This is a genomic window from Acinetobacter shaoyimingii (assembly GCF_011578045.1).
In the GTDB taxonomy this organism is placed as follows: Bacteria; Pseudomonadota; Gammaproteobacteria; order Pseudomonadales; family Moraxellaceae; genus Acinetobacter; species Acinetobacter shaoyimingii.
This window is the reverse complement of record NZ_CP049801.1, coordinates 2160483-2182824: the sequence shown is the minus strand read 5'-3', so window position 1 is coordinate 2182824 and position 22342 is coordinate 2160483. Positions and strand designations below refer to the sequence as shown.

The window sequence follows — 22342 nt, the reverse complement described above, 5'->3', positions numbered from 1 at the left end:
CTGTCATTTGCACATATTTTCTATTGGTCGGAGAGTCGTTATTTCATCTAGTAAATTAAGGATGAAAAAAGGCTTTAACTCAAGGCCATGTTATTTATACTTGAGGGAATTTAATCAATTGGACTTTGCCACTTTGTCTCATTTTGATGTTACTGATGAACTCTCCGAAGCTGAAATGCATCTCTATTCCCGTCAAATTTTATTGGATGGCTGGGACATGGATGCACAAGAAAAGCTTAAGCTTTCTAATGTATTGATTGTTGGTTGTGGCGGCATTGGCTGTACGACGGCAGAGCTTTTGGCACGTGCAGGTATCGGACAAATTACTTTAATAGATCCTGATACAATTGAAATGAGTAATCTGCAACGCCAGATTGGATTTACCGCACAAGATATTGGATTTTATAAAGCTGATATTTTGGCAAAACGCTTATATCAAATCAATCCGCATATTGAGGTTGATCTATATATTGATCATTTGACTCAAGACAATGCAGCTAGCCTGATCAGCGCTCAGGATTTGGTTTTGGACGGCTGTGATAATTTTGCTACTCGTTATTTGGTGAATCAAAACTGTAAAAAATTAAATGTTGCTTTAATTAGTGCCTCAGCCATTGGTTTTACAGGTCAATTGTTGATGGTCGAAGGTGATTCAGCCTGCTATGAATGTCTATTTCCACAGAGCGATAGTTCAGAACAACAAAATTGTGCTGAATCGGGTGTTTTAGCAACCACTCCATCTGTTATGGCGAGTTTACAAGCCCATCATGCGCTTTTGTACTTAGGGTTACAACAAATGCCACTCAGAGAAAAACTGTTGATTTGGGATGGTTTAACAATGAAACAACGAATTTTAGCTTTCGAAACTGCTACAGATTGTCCAATCTGTCAGGCAAGACCACCCGCAAATGATGTTTAATTTGCTACACTCAAACAAATTTAATTCTATTCAGACATTATGAAAAACAATATTTGGTTAGATGGACTACGTTCAGTTGCCCGTGTGGGTGAGACAGCCGTGATTGCTGCAAAAGCAGGGATCAAATACGCAACAGAAAAACCAAGTAACGCCAAGCTTATGCGTGAAACTTTTGAATCACTTGGTTCAACGTATATCAAACTGGGACAATTTATTGCCAGTACACCATCACTTTTCCCACGTGAATACGTCGAAGAATTTCAGGGCTGTTTAGATCAAACACCAAGCTTGCATTTTAGTTATGTTCAAGGGGTTTTAGCATCTGAATTTGCAGGACGTGATTTAGGCGAAATTTTTGCATCGATTGATGAAACACCTTTGGCTTCAGCATCTATTGCTCAAGTACATGCGGCGAAACTGGTCACGGGTGAAGATGTGGTCATTAAAGTGCAAAAACCAGGTGTTGAAACCATTCTTTATACCGATTTAAGCGTTTTGCATTGGGCAACCAAAATTTTAGAAAAAGCTGTACCTAAAGTGAAGTTTGCATCTTTGGCTGATATTGTTGAAGAAATTAAAACCCGTATGGTGCGTGAAGTTGATTTTATTGAAGAAGCTCAAAATTTAGATGACTTCGTCAATTATTTGCATCTTACCCAAAATACCCAAGCTACTGCACCGAAGGTCTATCATCATTTTTCAACCCGTCGTGTCTTAACGATGGAACGTTTTTATGGCGTACCTTTAACAGATTTCGATGTAGTGAAAAAAGTCGCTAAAGATCCATCACAAGTGCTGATTACTGCCATGAATACATGGTTTGGTAGTTTAATGGTATGTAAAAGTTTCCATGCAGATTTACATGCAGGAAACTTGATGCTACTTGAAGATGGACGCATTGGTTTCATCGATTTTGGTATTGTCGGCCAGTTGAATCCTGAAGTCTGGCAGGCGAGTCTTGCCTTTATGGACGCATTACAAAAAACCGATTATGCCGCTATGGCAGACAACATGTTGAAAATGGGTATGACGGATAAGAAAGTCGATACTCAAGTTCTGGCTCAAGATTTAGAGCGCTTATTTAGCGGTGTGTTGATGTCAGATCCACAACAAATACTCTCGACCAATCCTGCTGATTTAAACGATATTATGATGGATATTGTGGGTGTTGGTGAGCGTCACGGTATTCGATTCCCACGTGATTTTGCTTTATTATTTAAGCAGATGCTGTATTTCGATCGTTTTATGCGTATTTTGGCGCCATATACCGATATTTATGCAGATCAACGCTTACAAATGCTTCAGCCTTTTGATGTCACTACAACATTAAAAAGTTAATCATCTATAGCGTATTTACAACAAAGAATATTAAATCCTCTTAAAAAAGGGGATTTAAAGTTCCTGCTTTTCATTCAGAACATGCTGGAACAGATCATATTATTCAATTTAAGGTTTAGTTATGGATGCCATCATTATTGAAGGCTTAAAAGTTGAGACAGTGGTGGGTTGTTTCAATTGGGAACGTCAGATTGTTCAACCGCTGATGTTGGATTTGACGATTCAAACGGATTTAGAGCAAGCTTCAAATTCTGATGCTTTGGCAGATACCTTAAATTATGCTGAAATTTGCGAAATTTCAGCCAAAGTCATTCAAGAAGCTCAGCCTGAATTGATCGAACATGCAGCAAAGCTTGTGATCAATGCACTTTTTACTACCTTTGCAGCGATTGAATCTATTATGATTACCATTCGTAAGCCTGCCATTATCGCGCAAGCAAATTCAGTAGGAATTCGTCTTGAACGACACCGTAAAGATTTTCGCCCTAGCACTGGCGAGTAATCAATCTCCAGAACAGCATTTTAAAACATCATTTCATCAGATTGCTGAGTGGGGAGATGTTGTGTTTTCCCCAATCTACGTGATTCCATGTAGAGATGGTGTGGGTGCAGATTACTGGAATGCATGTTGTTTACTCAAAAGCACGCTGTCTGAGCAAGAAATTATGTGCCGTCTAAAGCAGATGGAAAATGTATCTGGTCGTGTGCGTCCATCTCATCACATCTCGTTAGATATCGATTTAATTGCTTGGGGCAGTGATTTAGATCAAATGCAGTTTAATCCGAAAAAACTCCCATTGGCGTTGGATGTGAAGATTCCAATGTGGGATCTTTGGCAAAATGAGTTATTTCAACATGCACCACATTCATTTCCAAAAGTCATTTTTAAAAGTATTTGCATCTAATACCCATAGGTAAGAACAAGCGATATGAATGTGAATATAAAAAGCTCATAAAAATAGCCTAAGCATTATTTTGATTATAAAAACTTAAAGCAATTGACTCAATTTTTAAACAAATTTGAACTTAAGCCATAATAAGTCTCAAAAAGGAATCTATATTGATAAGACAGATTGAGCTAATTGAATGCAGAAATAGATTCAGTTTTTAGCTTGAGTCACGATCCGTCAATCACGTGGACGTTCAATATGAAAAATAATCAAAATATCCCAGTCCGTCTGATGTTAGAACATTTTGATATGTATAAAACATTGGCTCAAGTTGCTGTTCAAACCGCTAAACTTAAAATATTCAAAACACCACAATCTGAGCAACACTCACCGGATTGGAAAGATATTCCTGCAGTAGACAAAGTGATTGCTGCACCCAAAAATGATTTGGTCGATGCTTATATTCACTGGAGTGGTGCATCGATTGAAAAATACCTTACGACCTTACCTGCACATATGGTTTCACAATGGGGATTATCCATTGCATCAGATTTGGTTCTACAAAGTGTTTATCCGCTTGCCAATGTGATCAATCAAGGCTTAAGTCTACATATTTATGGCGAATTACCGCGTGATACACCTTTAAAAATACATGCCAATATAGAATCGATTCAAGAAATAGAAGGAATTGCACGTATTGCGGTGAAAATCACCACGGGCACTGAAAAACAGCCTCACTTAGTAGATACCATTGTTCATATGGCCTTCTTATTACCAAATTTTAAAAAGTCAAAATCAAATAAATCTATACAAACGCTTGAATGGAAAACGGTGGGGCATTGGCGGGCAAGTGCACACGATGGATTAAAGTTTGCAATGTTAACAGGTGACTTTAATCCGATTCACTGGATTAAACTGGTTGGGATGTTATCACCTTTTAAAAATAAGGTACTGCATGGTTTTGGGATGTTGGTTCGAAGCTATGAATGTCTACCCGATGAAATAAAATATTTAGATGTCAGATTTACCAAGCCTGTGACCTTACCTTCAGCAGAATTAAGTGTACAAATTGCATCACAAGACAATCAGGTACAGTTCAGATTACTGGGGGCTCAAGATCAAGTTCACATGATCGGACATTATGAATGAGACGAATAAATATGCGGGTTAACTATATTTAAAATTAAGTATAATAAAGATGTAAAACAATGATTTATGCCAATGACTATGTTTTGATCTTGTTAATTTTGAAACGATTATATTTCATTTTATAAAATAGCCTTTAAAATATTAGGCTGACTTTTGTAATACGATTAAAATATGAAAAATTTAATGAGAATAATACCGTTGTTTGCTATGGTGATGATCAGTGGATGTGCGACTTTGTCTCCACAAGAGTGCCAAACAGCAAATTGGAAACAGATTGGTGAAAAAGATGGTCAAGCGGGACGTCCAAACCGTTTGGCTCAACATTATAAAGCCTGTTCAAAAGTGAATATTGTGCCCAACCAGAGTTTGTATGAGTCGGGATATCGTCAAGGACAAAAATATTATTGTCAGCCCCATGTGATTTATGAGTATGCGTTGAAAGGTTCAGGAGGATATCGCGTTTGCCCAGTCGATCAGCAAGCAGATTTACGCCCTTTTTACGATATTCCAAATGATTATTATCAAGCCAAAAATAAACGTGATTCTGTGTTAAAAGAATTGGATAAATATCAAGATTATTTGCTTGATAAAAAACTGACTCAAGAAAAACGCAATTTCTACATCAATAAAATTCGTGAGTTGAAATCTGAAAAATCACGTGTTGAAGATGATTATGATGATGCATTACGACGTCTTAATCGTTTTGAGCGTCAAAATAATCTCTGATTAAAAAATCAATGTGCAAAAAAAAGTGGCTACGCGCCACTTTTTTATTGTTATGAGTATTGTAATCAATCAGATGTAATAACTGGTTTTGGTCATTAATTTCGAAATCGCCGTCATGGTAATTTTGACTGGAACAGGCAAATCGACACCACCTGCATTGAGTGCTGTATCACGATGATGTAATTCATCTTCGTTCATCTGTACCAGAATTTTACGTGAACGTTCATCTTGTGAAGGCAACTGACTAATGTGATGCTGTAAATGCATGCTGACTTGACGTTCAGTTTCAGCCACAAAGCCTAAACTGTATTTATCTCCCGCAATACCTGCAATTGCACCCATACCAAAGGACAGACCATACCAAACAGGATTCAGTAGACTGGTATGACTATCGAGCTCTTTTAATCGATCTTCACACCATGCTAAATGATCTTGTTCTTCAATGGCTGCAAATTCCATTTCTTGGCGCACATGAGGGAGCTTAGCAGTTAAGGCTTGCCCATGATAAAGCGCTTGAGCACACACTTCGCCACTATGATTGACACGCATTAAACCTGCGACGTGACGTGCTTCGCTCACAGCCAATTGTGTTTCAGCATCCTTGCCTGGGTTATTTCGTTGAGCAGATGTCGTTCCAGGTACAAGGCTTCGCAATGCTTGATCAAAAGAATGGATAAATTTGTCTAGACCCGTATATTGACGCATATTATTCGTTCTCCAAAGCGATCTTTTCTGTTTTGAGCATAGGCTTAAGACGCATGAGCAACCAAATTGAGAAGATAGCGCTCAGAATTGCGGTCATGCTAAACAATATTTTGATATCAATTTTCAGTACACTCAGTACTAAGATTGAAAATATTGCTGAGGATACCATGAATACAGCATTTAAAATGTTATTGGCTGCGACCACTCGCGCACGATGTGAACGAGGGGAGTAAGCCTGCATCATGGCATATAAGGGAACAATATAAAAACCGCCACTAATCCCGAGTAAAGTCACCGCAATCATGACATGGTAATAGCTTGCGCCCAGTGTAAACATGTCCACAATGCCAATAAAGTCGCCAGTACGTTCAGGAACAAATGCTAAACTTGCTGCTAAGTAAAAGGCAAACAGGGTTAGGCCTATTGCACCAATGGGCACCATCTTAATATTGACTTCTGCACCACCAATTTTACGGCAAAGTAATGAACCGACACCAATACCAACAGAGAAGAAAGTTAAAAGTAAACTCACAACATTTTCAGACGCATGCAGGTTTTGCTGTGTGAGTTGTGGAATTTGGGTCAAATAGGTTGCACCATAGAACCAATACCAAGAGTTGCCCAATAGAATCAGAAAAATAAGCGGTAAACTTTTAGCGTATTTCAAGGTTTGAAAACTGGTACGAAAGAAATTCCAATCGACTTGCAAATCTGGAGCCGCAACTTTTTGTTTTAAAATAAATCGACTGCAAATATAGCCAATCAATGCGATCGCCACTACTGTCAAACTAATCCACAGTAAATTGCCGTGCGAGTTGGAAATGACGGTTCCACCCAAGATCATCCCAAGCAATATCGCAATAGATGTACCAGATTGAAATAAGGCATTGCCGGACATCAATTCATTAGGCTTTAAAATTTCTGGCAAAATGGCGTATTTAATGGGGCCAAAGAAGGTACTGTGAACACCCATTAAAAATAAGGCAAATAAAAGTAACCACAAATGACCCAATAAAAAACCTGCTGTACCAATCAGCATAATCACAATTTCGAGTATTTTAATTTTACGGATCAGAGAAGAACGTTCATATTTATCAGCAATTTGACCTGCTGTGGCAGAAAAAATAAAATAGGGCAAAATGAACAATAAAGCTGCAAGATTGTTCAGAGTACTTACACTGCCTGCTTGTTGTTGGATTAAGCCATAAGTGATGACCAATAATAACGATTGTTTAAAGACATTATCATTCAAAGCACCGAAAAACTGGGTGAGGAACATCGGTAAAAAGCGACGTGATCCTAATATTTGCTCATTTTTTTCCATCTTCTTCCGACTTCATGAATTTGTATTAAGAAATGTGAGGATTGCGTACCAAGTCCTTAAAATCATGTATCATGTTTTGGTCCTGAGGTCGGATGAAAATATTTTTAATTCAAAATGAAGGATCATATTGAAATGATATTTTCTATTGAAAACATAATATGTTTTAGAGCGTGGTATGCCTGCAAAAATTAAATTTAAGAAATCAATGCTTGCTCATTGTATACATCATATATTTAACACGAATGATATCAATAAATTGTTGTGTGCTAGTGTTTTTTTGAGTGTATTTGCTACACCTTCACTCTATGCAGCAGAAAATGTAGAAAATGAAGTCACACTTACTCCTAGTAATGCTCCAGTTGCAACAGAAGAAAATAAAGAAGCATTGGTAAAAGCTGCACAACAACAAGGCTTACCAGACAATAAAATTGATCAAATTGATGAAAAAGTTCAATCGCTACAAAATGGCACGCATGTTGATAGCTTAAAAATGCTTCAACAACAAGAGCGTAATGTCGGTTTGGGTAATGAATTTAAACCCATTCAATTTGATGAATTAGAAAATTTACCTGAAACGGCAGTCGATCCAAATTTAGCTGCTCAGATTAATCAAGAAGCAGAACAAGCCAAAGCTGAGGCTGAAGCATTTCGTGCAGGTATATCTCAAGCAGCAGAAGTAGCAGTCAGTGATGCAAATCAAACAGAACTCACCGCAATTTCACAGGCACCAGTCAATATTGATCAGCTAATCCAAGAGATTCAAGCTGATAATAAGGTCTCTGCAACTGCACAAGACGCAAATATTGATGATTCAGAAATTGGCGAAGTTAAAGAAGATAAAGATAAGAATTTCTTTCAAAGACTCATAGGTAAGTTAAATCCACGAAAAGCGAATGGAGTTCAAATTCCACGTATTTCAGTGAGTGTAACGGGTGGTTCAGAACTATTAAATGCCAATATTAAAGCAAAACTGTCTAGCTTCCCTGAGGAGTCTTTTAAGGCAGATCCGCAAGCAGCAATTCCTCAATTAAGAACGTTGGCCAATCAGGCAGCCCAAGCTGTGGGATATTATGAGGCCGAATTCAAATTTAATGTGAATGGAGACTCTGGCGTCAAAGTGACAGTAACACCCAACAGTCCAGTGCTGATTCGTGAACAAAATATTGACTTTACAGGTGCTGGATCAAAATTAGCACAGTTTCAAGTGATTAAGGTTCTTCCTGACCAAGAACCGGGGGATATTTTTAATCACGGTAGTTATGAACAAACCAAAGCTAAAATAAGTGATGCGGCGACCAATAACGGATTCTTTGATGGTTATTGGCGTATGCACGATGTTATGGTCGCTCGCCCCGATAACAAAGCAGATATCAATTTAAAATATGAAACTGGCTCACGTTATAAAATGGGTGATGTCGAATTTCGTATGAGTGATCCTAAGAAAAAATTGCCTATACGTGAAGAAATTCTTAGAACACTTGCACCTTGGAAAGAAGGTGCTGATTACACTGGTTGGCGTGTGAATGTGTTGGCAAGTAATCTGACCAATACCCGTTATTTTAACTACACCATGGTCGATGCTATAAAACCTGATCCAATAGATAAACCTTTAGAGTTACCACCAGATTTACAGGCTTTGGTCGATGATCAAAATATCTCTGAATCGTTACTCACACAAAATAAAGAAAAGAAAAAACTTGCACCTGAAACAGAACAAGGTAAACAGGTTGCTGCAGATGAAAATCAATTTGCAGGCGTTAATGACCAGGAATTGGACCAGAGTGCTCGAGAAGCTCAAGCGCTTCAAAAGCAGAAACAAACAGAGACTGAGAGTTTACAAGACAAAGCCCGAGCTGATAAAAAAATCCCAGTGATTGTGACTTTAAATGCTGATCGATTAAATAGCTTAGAGGCGGGTATCGGTTATGGAACAGATACGGGTGTTCGATTACGTAGTCAGTATCGTCGTGCCATAGTCAATGATCGTGGTCATTCCTTTGACGCCAACTTAGAGTTATCACAAATTCGTCAATCGATTGATACCCGTTATAACATTCCCTATAAACATCCTTTGAATGATTATTTTGGCTTGGTTGCAGGTTATGAACGAGAAAGCCGTGACACACTGGGGAACGGTTTAGATTTAGTCGTAGAATCGGCTGTTTTGGGGGCTGACCGCATTATTAAAGGTGCACGTAAAGATTGGCAACATATTTTGGGTGTACGTTATCGTTTAGACCGTGTATCGGTCGATGGCGATTTGGATGCGCCAATTGATATTGATGATATTCCTGATGCATTTCTTGCACCTGGTGCGAGTACAAAACAGCAGTCACTTTTATTGGGTTATGAAGCCACCAAAACTATCAGTGATAACCGTGTCAATCCAACACGTGGCTTTAAACAAAACTATAAAATTCAGGCAGGCAGTAAAAGTCTGTTATCTGATGCAGATATGGTGATTGCCAATGCGAATTGGAAGTTTTTATATTCTCTGGGTGAAAATAATGACCACCAATTTGTAGGTGGTTTAAATGCAGGCTATATTTTTACCAATGAATTTGAGAAAGTTCCATACAATTTACGCTTCTTTGCCGGTGGTGACCAAAGCTTACGTGGCTTTGATTATAAGAGTTTATCTCCTGAAGATTCAGGATTTAAAATTGGTGGTCAAGCATTGGCAGTGGGAACTTTGGAATACAATTATCAATTCAAAGAAGGTTGGAGAGCCGCCGTTTTTGGGGATTATGGAAATGCATTTGATAAAAGTTTTTCCAATCCAGCAGAATATAGCTTAGGTTTGGGTATACGTTGGACTTCACCAATTGGACCTATACGCTTAGATGTAGCGGCTGGTCTTTCTGATCCTGATCGTCCTATACGCATGCATTTCTTTATTGGTTCACAGTTATAATTTGATATTTATTGTGATTTCATGAAAAAAATAAGTTTTAATTTGGAATATTTATGTCGGATGAAGTAGAACCTTTAAAAGATCAAGACACACCAGAACAAATGCAAAAGCAGAGACGGTGGCTACGGAGTATTTTACTGTGGCTACTGATGCTTATTGTATTGTTTGTTGCAGCATTAGCGGTGATGTTTTCAACGGATAAAGGTAGTAAATTTCTACTTGATCGTGCATTATCAGCGCAGCAAATTATTAAATATGAATATGAAGCAGGTAATTTACTGCAAGGGATTATTCTCAAAAATGTGCTGGTGAGCTTAAAAACAGTCGATGTCAAAATTGATCGTGCCGATGTGTCTTTGGGGTGGCGCGCGATTTTTGACAAAGAAGTCCATTTAAGTCATGCCGATGTGAAAAATTTAAGAATTATCAATAAATCTCCTCCAAGTAATGAACCTTTTAAATTCAGCACGATTAAATTGCCTTTTATACTGCGGGTCGATAAGGCTGAAGTAGATCATCTTGTTATTCAAACTTCGACTACACAAGTCAATTTTGATGATGTCGCTTTAAAAAATGGGTTGTGGTCAGGTACAGAATTGACCTTTGAAGATACCAAATTAGACATGGGCTATTTGTCTGTCAGAGATGCCAAAGGGCGAATGGATTTTGAAGGAAAATATCCGCTCAATGCGACAGGTATTGTCAATTTACCATCATTAGAAAGTTTAAATATTAAAGATATCTATTTAGATGCACGGGGATCACTGGATACGATCAAAGCAGGTGTAGCGACAAATACACCAGATTTGTTGACAGGTTGGGTAGTGGTTCATCCTGTACGTGATCGAGTGCCGATGAAAGGTGCTTTAAATTTTAAAGATTACCATTGGCCCTTACTTGTTGATCAAGCGTTATTGTCAAAAAAAGGGATTGCTAAATTCCAAGGAGATATTGACCGTTTAAATCTAGATATCAATACGGATATTAGTGGTAAAAATATTCCAGAAGGTCAATACACGGCATTGGCGCATACAGATTTAGTCAATCAACTGGATATCTCTAATCTCAATGGTCAGCTCATGAAAGGTGCGGTCAACGTGTCCGGTGTGGTGAGCTGGCAAGATTTTGTACATTGGGATTTAAAAGGACGTTTAGATAAAATTAGTCCAGAAGACAAAGTTATTCCACAAGCGATACGTGATTTTCTACCGCCAAGTTTAGATGGCAATATTGCCTCAACAGGTGACCTCAAAACAGGTATGACGGTCAATGGATCACTTGATTTTGACAAATATGAAACATGGAATGTCACCCTCAATCAGGCAGAGCAAAAAACTAAAAAACCTGAACCGATGTTGCTTGATGTGTCATGGAAAAATATCGACCGTGCAATGCCATATATCGGTTGGTTAAGTAGTGATCAAGGTGAGGCGAAATTAACCCTGATTGAAAATCAGCAAGATATCCAAGTGGCAACTCAAGTTAAGCAAAATGAAAAAGGCTATTTACCTGAAGGTCATTATGAGGCAAAGCTTGATTTAAAAGGCAATATCTTAAATGTTCCAGCTTTCCAATATCGTGCGGCTAAAGGTGGATTAAATGGCAGTGCAGTGGTTGAGCTTCCTGATGAAAAGCGACAATTGAAATGGAATGCGTTGCTCAATGCCCAAGATTTCAATCCGCAGTCTATTACCGCATCAGCACCAATTAATTTGCTCAATGGTCAAGTCAAAGCCAATGGTTATGCCTTGCCGAATCAGCAAATTGTGGTCTTGGATTCAATTAATTTAACAGGTCGTCTGGCCAATCAAGCAAAATCTGAAACTGTAAAACTTACAGGACGAAGCACAGCAGCGCTTTTATTCCATGATGAAAAGTCTGGTGGTGCGTTTAAAAGCTTTGGTGTGAATTATGATGGGCATTTACAAGCCAGCCAATTACCTCAAGGGGACGGAGTGCTGAAACTGCGTGTTTCAGGTACACCAGAGCTGATTAATATTAGTGAACTTGAGCACAACGGTATTGCAGGACGAATTTCTGCTCGTGGTTTGTTGAATTTAAGCCAAGGTATTGGTTGGGATATCAATGCTTCATTGGTACGCTTTAAACCTCAATATTTTGTTGCCAATGTGAATGGTGAGCTTTCGGGTAATTTACAAAGCAAAGGCTTGTGGTCAGATCAAATTAAACGAATTAATGTCAGTCGATTAAACTTGGCAGGTGTGATCAATAAAAAGCCTTTACGTGCACAAGGAAATCTGGCTGTACTGATCAATAATGATCAGAAAGGTTTCTTACCACAACAATTTGAAGCCAATAATCTTTTCGTTTCCTTTGCTCAGAACCAATTGCAAGCAACGGGGAATGCTCAAAATTTACGTTTAAAAATTAATGCACCAGCACTTTATGAGATTTATCCTGGACTTCGTGGTAAGGCGCAAGGTTATATTAATGTGCAATCGCGTCCAAGGTTAAGTGCGACAGCAAATTTGAATGTGTACAATTTTGGTTTTAACAATACATTCAGTATTAAAAAATTAAGTTTACAAGGCGAGTTACCCACTTCTGACACTGTGACATCGAAAATGACTGCCAGTATGGATAGCTTACGCAGTGGCGGTCGTGAGATCCAATTCGGTGAATTGTCAATTTCAGGGACTCGTAAAGCACATATCTTGTACTTACGTGGTTGGAATTATTATTCAAAATTCTATGTTCAGCTGGCTGGTGGTTTTAATGCAAAAAATGATTGGGTTGGTCAGATTCAACATGGTTTGTTTGACTCCGTGCGTGCCAAACTGACACAGGCACAAAATGCACCAGTCATTTTTAATCGTCAAAAATCTGAAGTTTATGTAGGGCAACATTGCTGGTCGAGTAAACAAAGTAAAATTTGTTTTGATCAGCCGATTCGTGCGAGTAAAACTCACGGCAACATCTCATTTTTAACTCAAAATTTAGATTTGGGTGATTTCCAAGCCTTTATGCCAGAAGGTTTTGCAATTACAGGTAAGCTTAATGGGTATGCAAAAGCCTCTTGGGCAAATGGAACCAAACCGAAGTTAGATGCACGATTAGTCACACGTTCAGGAAAATTAGGGATCTCGGCTGAAAATCCTGATGATGTCGGCTCTACCATGGATTATGAAGAAGTCAGCCTGATTGCAAAAAGTGTTCAGGAAGGATTGCTTATGCGTCTGGATCTTAAAGCGCCGAATATTGGTACAGGTTATGCCAATGTGGTGATCGATCCATACTCAGATGCTAAACCTATGCGTGGCGAAGTTGCCTTCGATAAAGTTCAGTTGAAAATTTTAAAACCATTTATTGCAGATTTACGTTCGATTGATGGTGTATTGTCTGTGGCCGGTAAAGTCGGTGGCACATTGAATAAACCTTCCTTCAACGGTAATTTAAGACTTAGAAATGGTTCAGTGAGCATGATTTCATTGCCTGTAAACTTAACCAATATTGAACTGTATTCTGCCATCAATAATGACTCTGGAACCATTGATGGCGCATTTAATAGCGGTGCAGGTGTAGGTAAACTCAAAGGTAAATTTGAGTGGAAAGATGAACCGCATATTTTCCTTGATTTAAAAGGTGATAACTTACGTATACGCCAAACACCGCTCATTGATGCCAAATTAAAAATCGTCGATAAAAACGATGAAGGCATTACACTCGATGTATGGCCGAATAGTAAAAAACTTACCGTCAAAGGTGCAATTGAAGTTCCAGAAGCGCTGATTTCAATGCCAGAATCAACAGCTGCAGTTGTACCGCTTTCAGCCGATGTACGTGTGGTTCGTGCGGGTGATGATCAATTGGCACTGCTTAAGGCAGCGCAACCTTGGGATATCCGTGCCGATGTCGATGTAAGACTCGGAACCAAAGTAATCTTCCAAGGCTTTAACAGTAAAATTAACTTGCTTGGACGTGTTTATTTAACGCAACGTGGTAGAGAAACGGCAATGCGTGCTAACGGTATTATTGGTGTAGCACAGCGTGTGAAAATTGAAGCATATGGGCAATCTTTAGATTTAAATCGCGCGATTGCTCGTTTTAACGGTGCATTGTCCAATCCTACTTTGGATGTCGATGCCAATAAGTCCATTTCGGGTTCAATCGTTGGTGTTCGAGTTACGGGTACTGCAAATAATCCAAATATTGATGTTTATAACGATGCAGGACTATCAAAACAAGAAGCGATGAATGCTTTGGTGAGTGGTCGTATTAATGAAGGTTCAAGTGGTTTAAGCAACGAACAAGGCTTTAAATCTGACGTAAACAATACCATTGCAGCAGCAGGGATCAGTTTGGGCTTAGGTGGAACACGTGCCTTTACCAATCAGATTGGTCAAAGCTTTGGTCTAAGCGGTTTGGCTTTGGATGCGCAAGGAACAGGTGATGACACTCAAGTCAGTGTAACGGGTTATATTACACCAGACTTGTTCTTACGTTACGGTGTGGGAGTATTCACACCCGTCAATAAACTGACTTTGCGTTATCAGATGAATAAACGGTTGTATTTAGAGGCGAGTCAATCTTTGGAAAAAGCGATTGACGTGTTCTATAACTGGAAATTCTAATTTATGTCATTACAGAGGAGGGCACTTTAAGTGCTCTTTTCTGTTTTGATTGATAAAAAAATGATTTTCTAGAACAAAATCTTAAGCTGAATTGGGTGCCGTGAATATATAAATAAATCTGCTATTCAATGTGATTTTCAGTATCATATTGGGCAGCAGGAGAAGTGTAATGAAAAAGTTAGTTATTCTAAGTGCAGTGTTGATGATGGCAGGTTGTGCTGAAAAGAAACCATTAACCCCTGAAGAGCAGTGGCATGGTTACTGTACCAGTATTGGTAATGCAGCACGTTCAATCATGTTAGATCGTCAAAATGCGATCACGAAAGAAGCGGCCATTGAGCATGCTTCAAAACTGACCGATGCAACGACCAAAGGCTTTGTAGATAAAATTATTGAGCGAGTATATGCCTACCCGCAAGATCAATTAAATACAGATCGCGAAGCATTACAATTGAAGTTTAAACAGGAAACCACTGATGAATGTTTAAATACTCCTCATGATCCTAAAAAGATGCCAGATTACAAACCGTTCTAAGGAGCGGTTTTTTTATGCTCAAATCTGCTGTTATTCAATATCTGCTGAAATTTAAAAAATGGGTTAAGAATGAATAAAACGGAAAAAACGATTTAAAACCAAGGCATATTCAAAAAACTATCTGGATTGAGTTTCGTTATATTAAATATCTATAGCAAAAAAAACGAAAAGCATATATAAATATTGAATATAACAATAATGATGAAAAGGAGCAGAATGATGGAAGTTGTCGCTTATATGCATAATTCAGACTTGTTATTACAAGATGAACATCGCGTTGCAATCATCAATGGTAGCCATTACGTGCTCAGTTTGGGTGATCGGGTCTTGATTAAAGAAGTGATTGATGAAAAAGCCAAGATTTATCAAGTTCACATCAGTTTTGCTTGTACAGACCATAGTATGATGCATGAAGATGAAATTCAGATCCGTTTTGAAGGCACTCGTGAATCGCTAGATGAGTATTTAACAAAAACCACAGTACACTAAGGTGGTATATTCATTTTTTTAAAAAAAGAGCAACATGATGTTGCTTTTTTTGTATCAATTTAAGACCAAATTTACACTTCAAAATCAAATGATCGGTTCACAGGCTAAACTGATCAATTTGCAGTGATTTGAACACATCTTGGATGTATTGATTGAACAATCTAAGTCAATAAATTTGCTTAATATTTGTGTGAAAATCGTGAATTATAGATACATTTATTTATTAAATAATGGTCATCACGAAGAAACACTGTAGTTGCATTAACTTTTGCTCAGAACTTTAGTAAAATTTAGCAGTCCATATTATTTGTGAAGCTTTGTTATAAGCAGGAATTCATAAATAATTTTTTAAAAAAGAGGAATTACACCGTGCTAGAAGCTTACCGCCAACACGTTGAAGAACGTGCCGCACTCGGAGTCCCACCGAAGCCACTTGATGATGTTCAAACAGCTGCACTCGTTGAATTATTAAAAAATCCACCAGCAGGCGAAGAAGCATTCTTAGTTGATTTGCTTGAAAACCGTGTACCTGCAGGTGTTGACCAGGCTGCATATGTAAAAGCTGCTTTCTTAGCTGCATTGGCAAAAGGCGAAGCGACTTCACCATTAGTTTCTAAAGAACGTGCGGTTTACTTACTAGGTACTATGCTTGGTGGTTATAACGTTGCTCCTTTAGTTGAACTTCTTGACAACGCAGAGCTTGCTGAACTCGCTGCTGAAGCATTGAAAAAGACTTTACTTGTATTTGATGCGTTCCATGACGTTGCTGATAAAGCAAAATCTGGTAACAAAAACGCTCAAGCAGTTCTTCAATCTTGGGCTGATGCTGAATGGTTTACAAGCCGTCCAGATGTTCCATCTGAAATCAAATTGACTGTTTTCAAAGTTACTGGCGAAACAAATACAGATGACTTGTCTCCAGCTCAAGACGCTTGGAGCCGTCCAGATATTCCATTGCACGCAAATGCAATGCTTAAAAACGAACGTGATGGTATCAACCCTGAAAAACCAGGTGAAGTTGGTCCATTAAGCCAAATTAAAGCATTAGTTGCGAAAGGCAACCAAGTTGCTTACGTAGGTGACGTTGTTGGTACAGGTTCATCTCGTAAATCTGCAACGAACTCTGTTCTTTGGTTCTTTGGTGATGAGATTGCTCACATCCCGAACAAAAAAGACGGTGGTTATTGCTTAGGTTCTAAAATTGCGCCAATTTTCTTCAACACAATGGAAGATGCGGGTGCTTTACCTATCGAGATTGACGTTGCAAACATGAACATGGGCGACGAAATCGTTCTTAAGATTGATCATGCTGCTGCGAAAGTTTCTGCGTCTAAAGACGGTGCTGTAATTGCTGAAGCTGACCTTAAAACTCCAGTTCTTCTAGATGAAGTTCGTGCGGGTGGTCGTATCAACTTAATCGTTGGTCGTGGTTTAACGACTAAAGCGCGTGAAGAATTAGGTCTTGCACCTTCTACATTGTTCCGTACTCCAGTTCAGCCTGCTGCAACGGGTAAAGGCTTCACTCAAGCACAGAAAATGGTTGGTCGCGCTTGTGGTCTTCCTGAAGGTCAAGGTGTTCTTCCTGGGACTTACTGCGAACCTAAGATGACGACTGTTGGTTCTCAAGATACAACAGGTCCAATGACTCGTGATGAATTGAAAGACTTGGCTTGCCTAGGCTTCTCTGCTGACCTTGTTATGCAATCATTCTGTCATACAGCTGCGTATCCAAAACCAGTTGACGTTCAAATGCAACACACGCTTCCTGATTTCATCATGAACCGTGGTGGTGTGTCTTTACGCCCAGGTGACGGTATTATTCACTCTTGGTTAAACCGTATGCTTCTTCCAGATACTGTTGGTACTGGTGGTGACTCACATACTCGTTTCCCAATTGGTATTTCTTTCCCAGCGGGTTCTGGTCTTGTAGCGTTCGCTGCAGCAACTGGTGTTATGCCACTGGATATGCCTGAATCTGTACTTGTTAAGTTCAAAGGTAAAATGCAACCTGGTATCACGCTTCGTGACCTTGTACATGCAATTCCTTACGTTGCGATTCAGCAAGGTGACTTAACTGTAGAGAAGAAAGGTAAGAAAAACATCTTCTCTGGTCGTATTTTAGAAATCGACTTAACAGAAATGGAAACTGACTTAACGGTTGAGCAAGCATTCGAATTGTCTGATGCATCTGCTGAACGTTCAGCTGCTGGTTGTTCGATCACACTTTCTGAAGAGAAAGTTGCTGAATACCTTCGTTCAAACATCACTATGCTTAAGTGGATGATTTCTGAAGGTTATGGCGATGCGCGTACAATGGCTCGTCGTGTTGAGAACATGGAAAAATGGTTGGCTAACCCAAGCTTAATCAAAGCGGATCCAGATGCTGAATACACTAAAGTGTATGAAATCGATCTTGCTACAATCACTGAACCTGTTCTTTGCTGTCCAAACGATCCAGATGACGCGAAATTGTTATCTGACGTTCAAGGCGTGAAAATTGACGAAGTATTCGTTGGTTCATGTATGACAAACATCGGTCACTTCCGTGCAACTGGTAAGTTGTTAGAGAAAGTTCCTGGTGGCGTATTGTCAACTCGTTTGTGGATTGCTCCACCAACACGTATGGATGAACGTCAATTGATGGAAGAAGGTTTCTATAACATCTATGGTAAAGCTGGCGCGCGTACTGAAATGCCAGGTTGTTCATTGTGTATGGGTAACCAAGCACGTGTAGCGCCGAACACAACGTGTGTATCGACTTCTACTCGTAACTTCCCGAACCGTCTAGGTCAAGGTGCGAACGTTTACTTAGCGTCTGCTGAACTTGCTTCTGTTGCTGCTGTATTGGGTAAATTACCTTCTCCAGAAGAATATCAACAGTATGCAGCTCAAATCGACAGCATGTCTGGTGATATTTACCAATACATGAACTTCGATAAGATGGGCGACTATACTGACGCTGCTAAAGATGTTGATACCAAGAAAATTGCTGCTGCTCAATTAAGCTAATTGATTGAAAAGTTAAGTAATTTGAGTTAAATATAAGGGCTGAGAAATCAGCCCTTATTTTTTGGATAATAATAGTGAAATTAATCATATGGTTTTCAGAGATCAAACTTAGATATGGTCTCTTAATCTGCTGTTTTGCTGCAATAATTATTGCCTTGTTATTAAATTTTTTTAAACAAAGTTTACCAGAAGTTTGGTACGGTGCAGTTTCAAATACCCTAATAGCGTTAAGTGCTAGTGTAATGGTGTCATTTTTATGGAATAAAGTAATATTTGATCATACCCAGCATTATAGTAAATCTGGGATTCGAGATTATTTTGATGATTTTTCAGAAGTTCAAATAAATTTAGCTAAAAAAATTGAAACTGCAAAAAATGTTGAAATTTTTTTTATGTATGGAAGTACATTCTTAAATGCAAATAGTTCTGTAATAAAAAAGTTAATGAATAAAAAAAATAGTAAGTTAATTGTTATGCTTGCTGATAGTAATAATAAATTTTTACCTATGTATGAAGCGTATTGGAAATATGAAAGTGATAAATTTGATAAAAGTATAAATAGTACAATCGACACCTTAAAAAAATGGCATGGTGAAATCAGTGATGAAAAAAGCTGTGATTTAGAAATATACAAATACACACGGGGTTGCTTTACATATAGTTATTATAAGATAGATAATGATATTTATTTTGTGCCAAATAAGGCTGTTGCTGAAAAATCTTTTAAACCAATTACTATTCATGCTAGCAAAACGACGAATTCAAATTGCCTTTATGAAAGAATGACTAGAGAAAAAGATCATATGATCAATAGTGGTGAGTTGGTAAAGATATTTCCAGATGAGAAAGTGTAATGTATTGCGTATTAGATTTAGAAACCACTGGTATTAATCAGTTCGTTGATCAGCCGATTGAAATTGGTGCAATACTGGTAGATCAAAAATTTCAAATTGTTGATAAATTTCATTCATATATCCGAATTTCAGAAAATTTAAAATTCAGTGATTCTGCTAAAAAAACACATGGGCTTAAAGAAATATTTTTAAAAGGTAAACCAGATCAACAACAAGTTCTAGAAGACTTTTTTCGAAAATTTGGAACAAATTTTCGTTTTATAGCTTGGAATATGACATTTGATATCGGTTTTTTTAAGAAGATGTGTTTTGAAAATGGCTTTGGTGCTGAATTTGACAGAGTTAATTATAGGCATTTAGATCTACAAACAATGTTCTTTTTCTATTGTCAACAGAGGGGATTAAACGATTTAATATCATTAAATGATGCATGCAAACATTTTAATATACCGCGTAGTAATTATCATAGTGCACTTGAGGATGCAGATATTACCTATAAGGTATTTAAAAATTTAATGTTATTGAAATAATAATTTAATTTAAAAAGTTAACGTAAAATGGCAAAACAATCTCGATTCCTCTGTATTGGTGGTTTCTTAAACGGAACTCAAGTTAAAGACCAAGGTGACAGCTTTGTCTGCACTGAAAATGCTAAACAAGTCACCTATCGAAAAATGGAGATTTACCATCAAGACGAATGGGATCATGATTACTACGTCTGTGAATCTATAACGGATGAACAAGCCAAAAAATGGGTCTATGGAAAATAAGCAATAAAATTTGATAGGTCTGTAGACATAAAAAACACCCATTAAGGGTATTTTTTATTTTTGATAAATCCAATTCAAAACTGGCTGAATTTAGTGAGCATGCGTATGTGATTGAAGAGCTTTTGGAACCTCAGATCCAAATGGTCTGGATTTACAGTCTTTATCGTTAGGATCACAAATACGAACGTTCTGCATCATCCCTTGATCTTCATGATCTAAAATATGACAGTGCAAAACAAAGTCGCCAGTGAAATTTTCATATTGAGTACGAACAATTACTTCATAATCCTTAGGAACAAACAAGGTATCTTTCCAAACCCCATTTAAACCATTGAACAATGGGTCAGTACCAACCTGACGTGTGATATCATTTTTCTCAATTTTTGCATCTCCCTTTTTATATACAGATTGAATTTGGAAAGGATTCACATGAATATGAAAAGGGTGTCCTGCCAGAGTAGAAGTTAAAGTCCACTCATCTATACCATTTAAGCTTAAATAACGATTTTCATTTTGACCGTAGGGAAGAGCAGTATCTGCATTATATTTTTGATTACTAATGCCAAAACCTGCACCACCAATATTAAAATTCAGTTCCTGTTGACCAAGTTTATTCGCCTCAATGTTTTGCAAAGATTGTAGTGGTGCAAAAGCAGTGAGTAAACCTTCATCTAAATCAGCTTTGATTTTGGCTTTAGTTCTTTCATCTAAAGATTGACCATTACTTTGTCTGATTAAATCTACCTTATCTTTCAAAAACTCTTGAAGTGGTACTGGTTTTTGATATGCAGTATTTACATGAATCATTGCCAGAACTTTGTCTGGATCATTTGCAGCATTGAGTGTTTCATTGTTAATGTTCGCATTGACTTTAAATGCATTAGAAAATTGATCATTATCAATAACACAGTATTGACCATCTTGATTGAAATTTAAAATTGCATCGTAACGATAGCCAGGTTGCAATAATGTGCCATTGGTCTTTTGGATGGAATAGGTGGTTAATCCGTCTTGCGCAACGATGGCATATTCCATCGGTTTACCATTTTTTGCAGCGTTCTGACATGCAGTAATAAATTCTTGTTTTTTATCAGGATGAATTGGGCTGTCTAGCTTATAAATACGTAATCCGATAGTGTCACGAACGCCACCATGAATCATACGCCAGCGATAATAGTCCCCCTGTTTTACAAAAATTTGACCCAAGACATTACCATTGATGGAGGTATAGCGTCCTGACTTTTTCCAACCTGTAGGACTGAGTAGAGTATCAGTGAGATTATCATCGTTTATAAATTTAACATCACCTTGCAGATGCCCAATTTGATTATTCAAACATGTGGTTTTATAGGGTTCTTGGTTACCGCACACATATTGAATCTGTTGGAATACCGTCACCAGATCATTATTTTCATCTGGTGATAGTACATGCATATTGTCCGATAAAGCTTCTTTTAATCCTTTTGCTTTCCAAAGCACATCAAAATCACCAACTTGATTAAATGACTTGCCATCAAAAAAAGGGGTTCGATTTCCTTCAACAATCAATGCACCCGCCATGCCACTGGTGACTTGTAAGGCAGTTGAACCATGTAAATGCGCATGATACCAATAGGTGCCAGCAGGGTGATCTTTATTTATATGAAATTGATATTGCTGTTGTTCTTGAGGATTAATTTTTATAAAGACATTATCTGCTGCAAGACCACGATCATTGGGTTTGTTTGGATTTGGCGGAATGGTGTAGCCAGGATTTACATGTAATCCATGTGTATGTAAGTTGGTGGTATTAATACAGCCAATGGTATTATGCGCATCTCTACAAATTGGAGTTTTTTCAATTTTGCCTTGAGCATTTTTATATTCATACAAAGGCAATTGATTGATTAAGTTTACATTTAGAACAGAATCTTGCTTAACCTGAATAGTAGGTGCAACGAATTGATTCTTGAGTGGATTGTTAGGATCAATATATTGACGAAGAATTACTTTGTCGGTGAGATTGCTGCTTGGATTGTACATTTCCCCTTGTTTTTCCGTCACCTTTAAATCAATCGAAACAACATTTGACTGTGCATTACTATTCTTAAATACAGGTGGGTTTTGAATAGCGGCATAAGCTGATGAA

Annotated in this window: 17 protein-coding genes; 14 read left to right on the top strand and 3 right to left on the bottom strand. The window is 38.0% G+C overall.

The features are described from left to right. Positions 1–175: 175 nt before the first annotated feature. From G8E00_RS09780 to G8E00_RS09755, 6 genes are all read left to right on the top strand, one after another. On the top strand, positions 176–919 hold the full coding sequence (locus tag G8E00_RS09780; protein WP_227591418.1) for a HesA/MoeB/ThiF family protein: 744 nt from the start codon (positions 176–178) through the stop codon (positions 917–919). 39 nt (positions 920–958) lie between these two features. Next, positions 959–2257, top strand: coding sequence for an ABC1 kinase family protein (locus G8E00_RS09775; protein ID WP_166224182.1), 1299 nt, complete (start codon positions 959–961; stop codon positions 2255–2257). 121 nt (positions 2258–2378) lie between these two features. Next, a complete protein-coding gene (folB, locus tag G8E00_RS09770; protein WP_166009390.1) occupies positions 2379–2759 on the top strand; it encodes a dihydroneopterin aldolase in 381 nt (126 codons plus the stop codon). Next, positions 2716–3162, top strand: coding sequence for a 2-amino-4-hydroxy-6-hydroxymethyldihydropteridine diphosphokinase (locus tag G8E00_RS09765; protein ID WP_166224178.1), 447 nt, complete (start codon positions 2716–2718; stop codon positions 3160–3162). The genes folB and G8E00_RS09765 overlap by 44 nt, the downstream gene beginning before the upstream one ends. Before the next feature lie 243 nt (positions 3163–3405). Then, positions 3406–4296, top strand: coding sequence for a MaoC/PaaZ C-terminal domain-containing protein (locus G8E00_RS09760; protein ID WP_166224175.1), 891 nt, complete (start codon positions 3406–3408; stop codon positions 4294–4296). A 183-nt stretch (positions 4297–4479) separates the two neighbouring features. After that, positions 4480–5022: a DUF2799 domain-containing protein gene (locus tag G8E00_RS09755; protein WP_166224172.1), complete on the top strand. Its 543-nt coding sequence runs from the start codon at positions 4480–4482 to the stop codon at positions 5020–5022. Positions 5023–5091: 69 nt separating this feature from the next. On the opposite strand, the gene coq7 is transcribed toward G8E00_RS09755, so the two are convergent. Then, the gene (gene coq7 / locus G8E00_RS09750) at positions 5092–5727 is read right to left on the bottom strand and encodes a 2-polyprenyl-3-methyl-6-methoxy-1,4-benzoquinone monooxygenase (RefSeq protein WP_166009398.1); all 636 of its coding nucleotides are present in this window, start codon (positions 5725–5727) and stop codon (positions 5092–5094) included. Position 5728: 1 nt separating this feature from the next. Beyond that, positions 5729–7051 carry an MFS transporter gene (locus G8E00_RS09745; RefSeq protein WP_166224169.1) on the bottom strand — a complete coding sequence of 441 codons (1323 nt, stop codon included), beginning with the start codon at positions 7049–7051 and terminating at the stop codon, positions 5729–5731. Between the two features lie 175 nt (positions 7052–7226). Here G8E00_RS09745 and G8E00_RS09740 point away from each other — a divergent pair, with 175 nt between their 5' ends. From G8E00_RS09740 to G8E00_RS09705, 8 genes are all read left to right on the top strand, one after another. Further along, complete coding sequence (locus G8E00_RS09740) at positions 7227–9965, top strand: autotransporter assembly complex protein TamA (protein WP_166224166.1); 2739 nt, start codon at positions 7227–7229, stop codon at positions 9963–9965. 53 nt (positions 9966–10018) lie between these two features. Next, the gene (locus G8E00_RS09735) at positions 10019–14557 is read left to right on the top strand and encodes a translocation/assembly module TamB domain-containing protein (protein ID WP_166009404.1); all 4539 of its coding nucleotides are present in this window, start codon (positions 10019–10021) and stop codon (positions 14555–14557) included. Positions 14558–14726: 169 nt separating this feature from the next. Further along, positions 14727–15092: a hypothetical protein gene (locus G8E00_RS09730; RefSeq protein WP_166009406.1), complete on the top strand. Its 366-nt coding sequence runs from the start codon at positions 14727–14729 to the stop codon at positions 15090–15092. A 219-nt stretch (positions 15093–15311) separates the two neighbouring features. Then, positions 15312–15581: a hypothetical protein gene (locus G8E00_RS09725; RefSeq protein WP_166009408.1), complete on the top strand. Its 270-nt coding sequence runs from the start codon at positions 15312–15314 to the stop codon at positions 15579–15581. Between the two features lie 369 nt (positions 15582–15950). Then, the gene (locus G8E00_RS09720) at positions 15951–18590 is read left to right on the top strand and encodes a bifunctional aconitate hydratase 2/2-methylisocitrate dehydratase (protein WP_166224163.1); all 2640 of its coding nucleotides are present in this window, start codon (positions 15951–15953) and stop codon (positions 18588–18590) included. A gap of 74 nt (positions 18591–18664) precedes the next feature. Continuing rightward, positions 18665–19444 (top strand): hypothetical protein, encoded by a 780-nt coding sequence (locus G8E00_RS09715; RefSeq protein ID WP_227591354.1) that lies wholly within the window; start codon positions 18665–18667, stop codon positions 19442–19444. After that, positions 19444–19974: a 3'-5' exonuclease gene (locus tag G8E00_RS09710; RefSeq protein ID WP_166224160.1), complete on the top strand. Its 531-nt coding sequence runs from the start codon at positions 19444–19446 to the stop codon at positions 19972–19974. Before G8E00_RS09715 ends, G8E00_RS09710 begins: the two co-directional genes overlap by 1 nt. A gap of 27 nt (positions 19975–20001) precedes the next feature. Then, positions 20002–20214, top strand: coding sequence for a hypothetical protein (locus tag G8E00_RS09705; protein ID WP_166224157.1), 213 nt, complete (start codon positions 20002–20004; stop codon positions 20212–20214). Between the two features lie 90 nt (positions 20215–20304). Here G8E00_RS09705 and G8E00_RS09700 read toward each other — a convergent pair whose 3' ends face one another. Then, positions 20305–22257 (bottom strand): multicopper oxidase family protein, encoded by a 1953-nt coding sequence (locus G8E00_RS09700; protein WP_227591353.1) that lies wholly within the window; start codon positions 22255–22257, stop codon positions 20305–20307. Positions 22258–22342 lie beyond the last annotated feature (85 nt).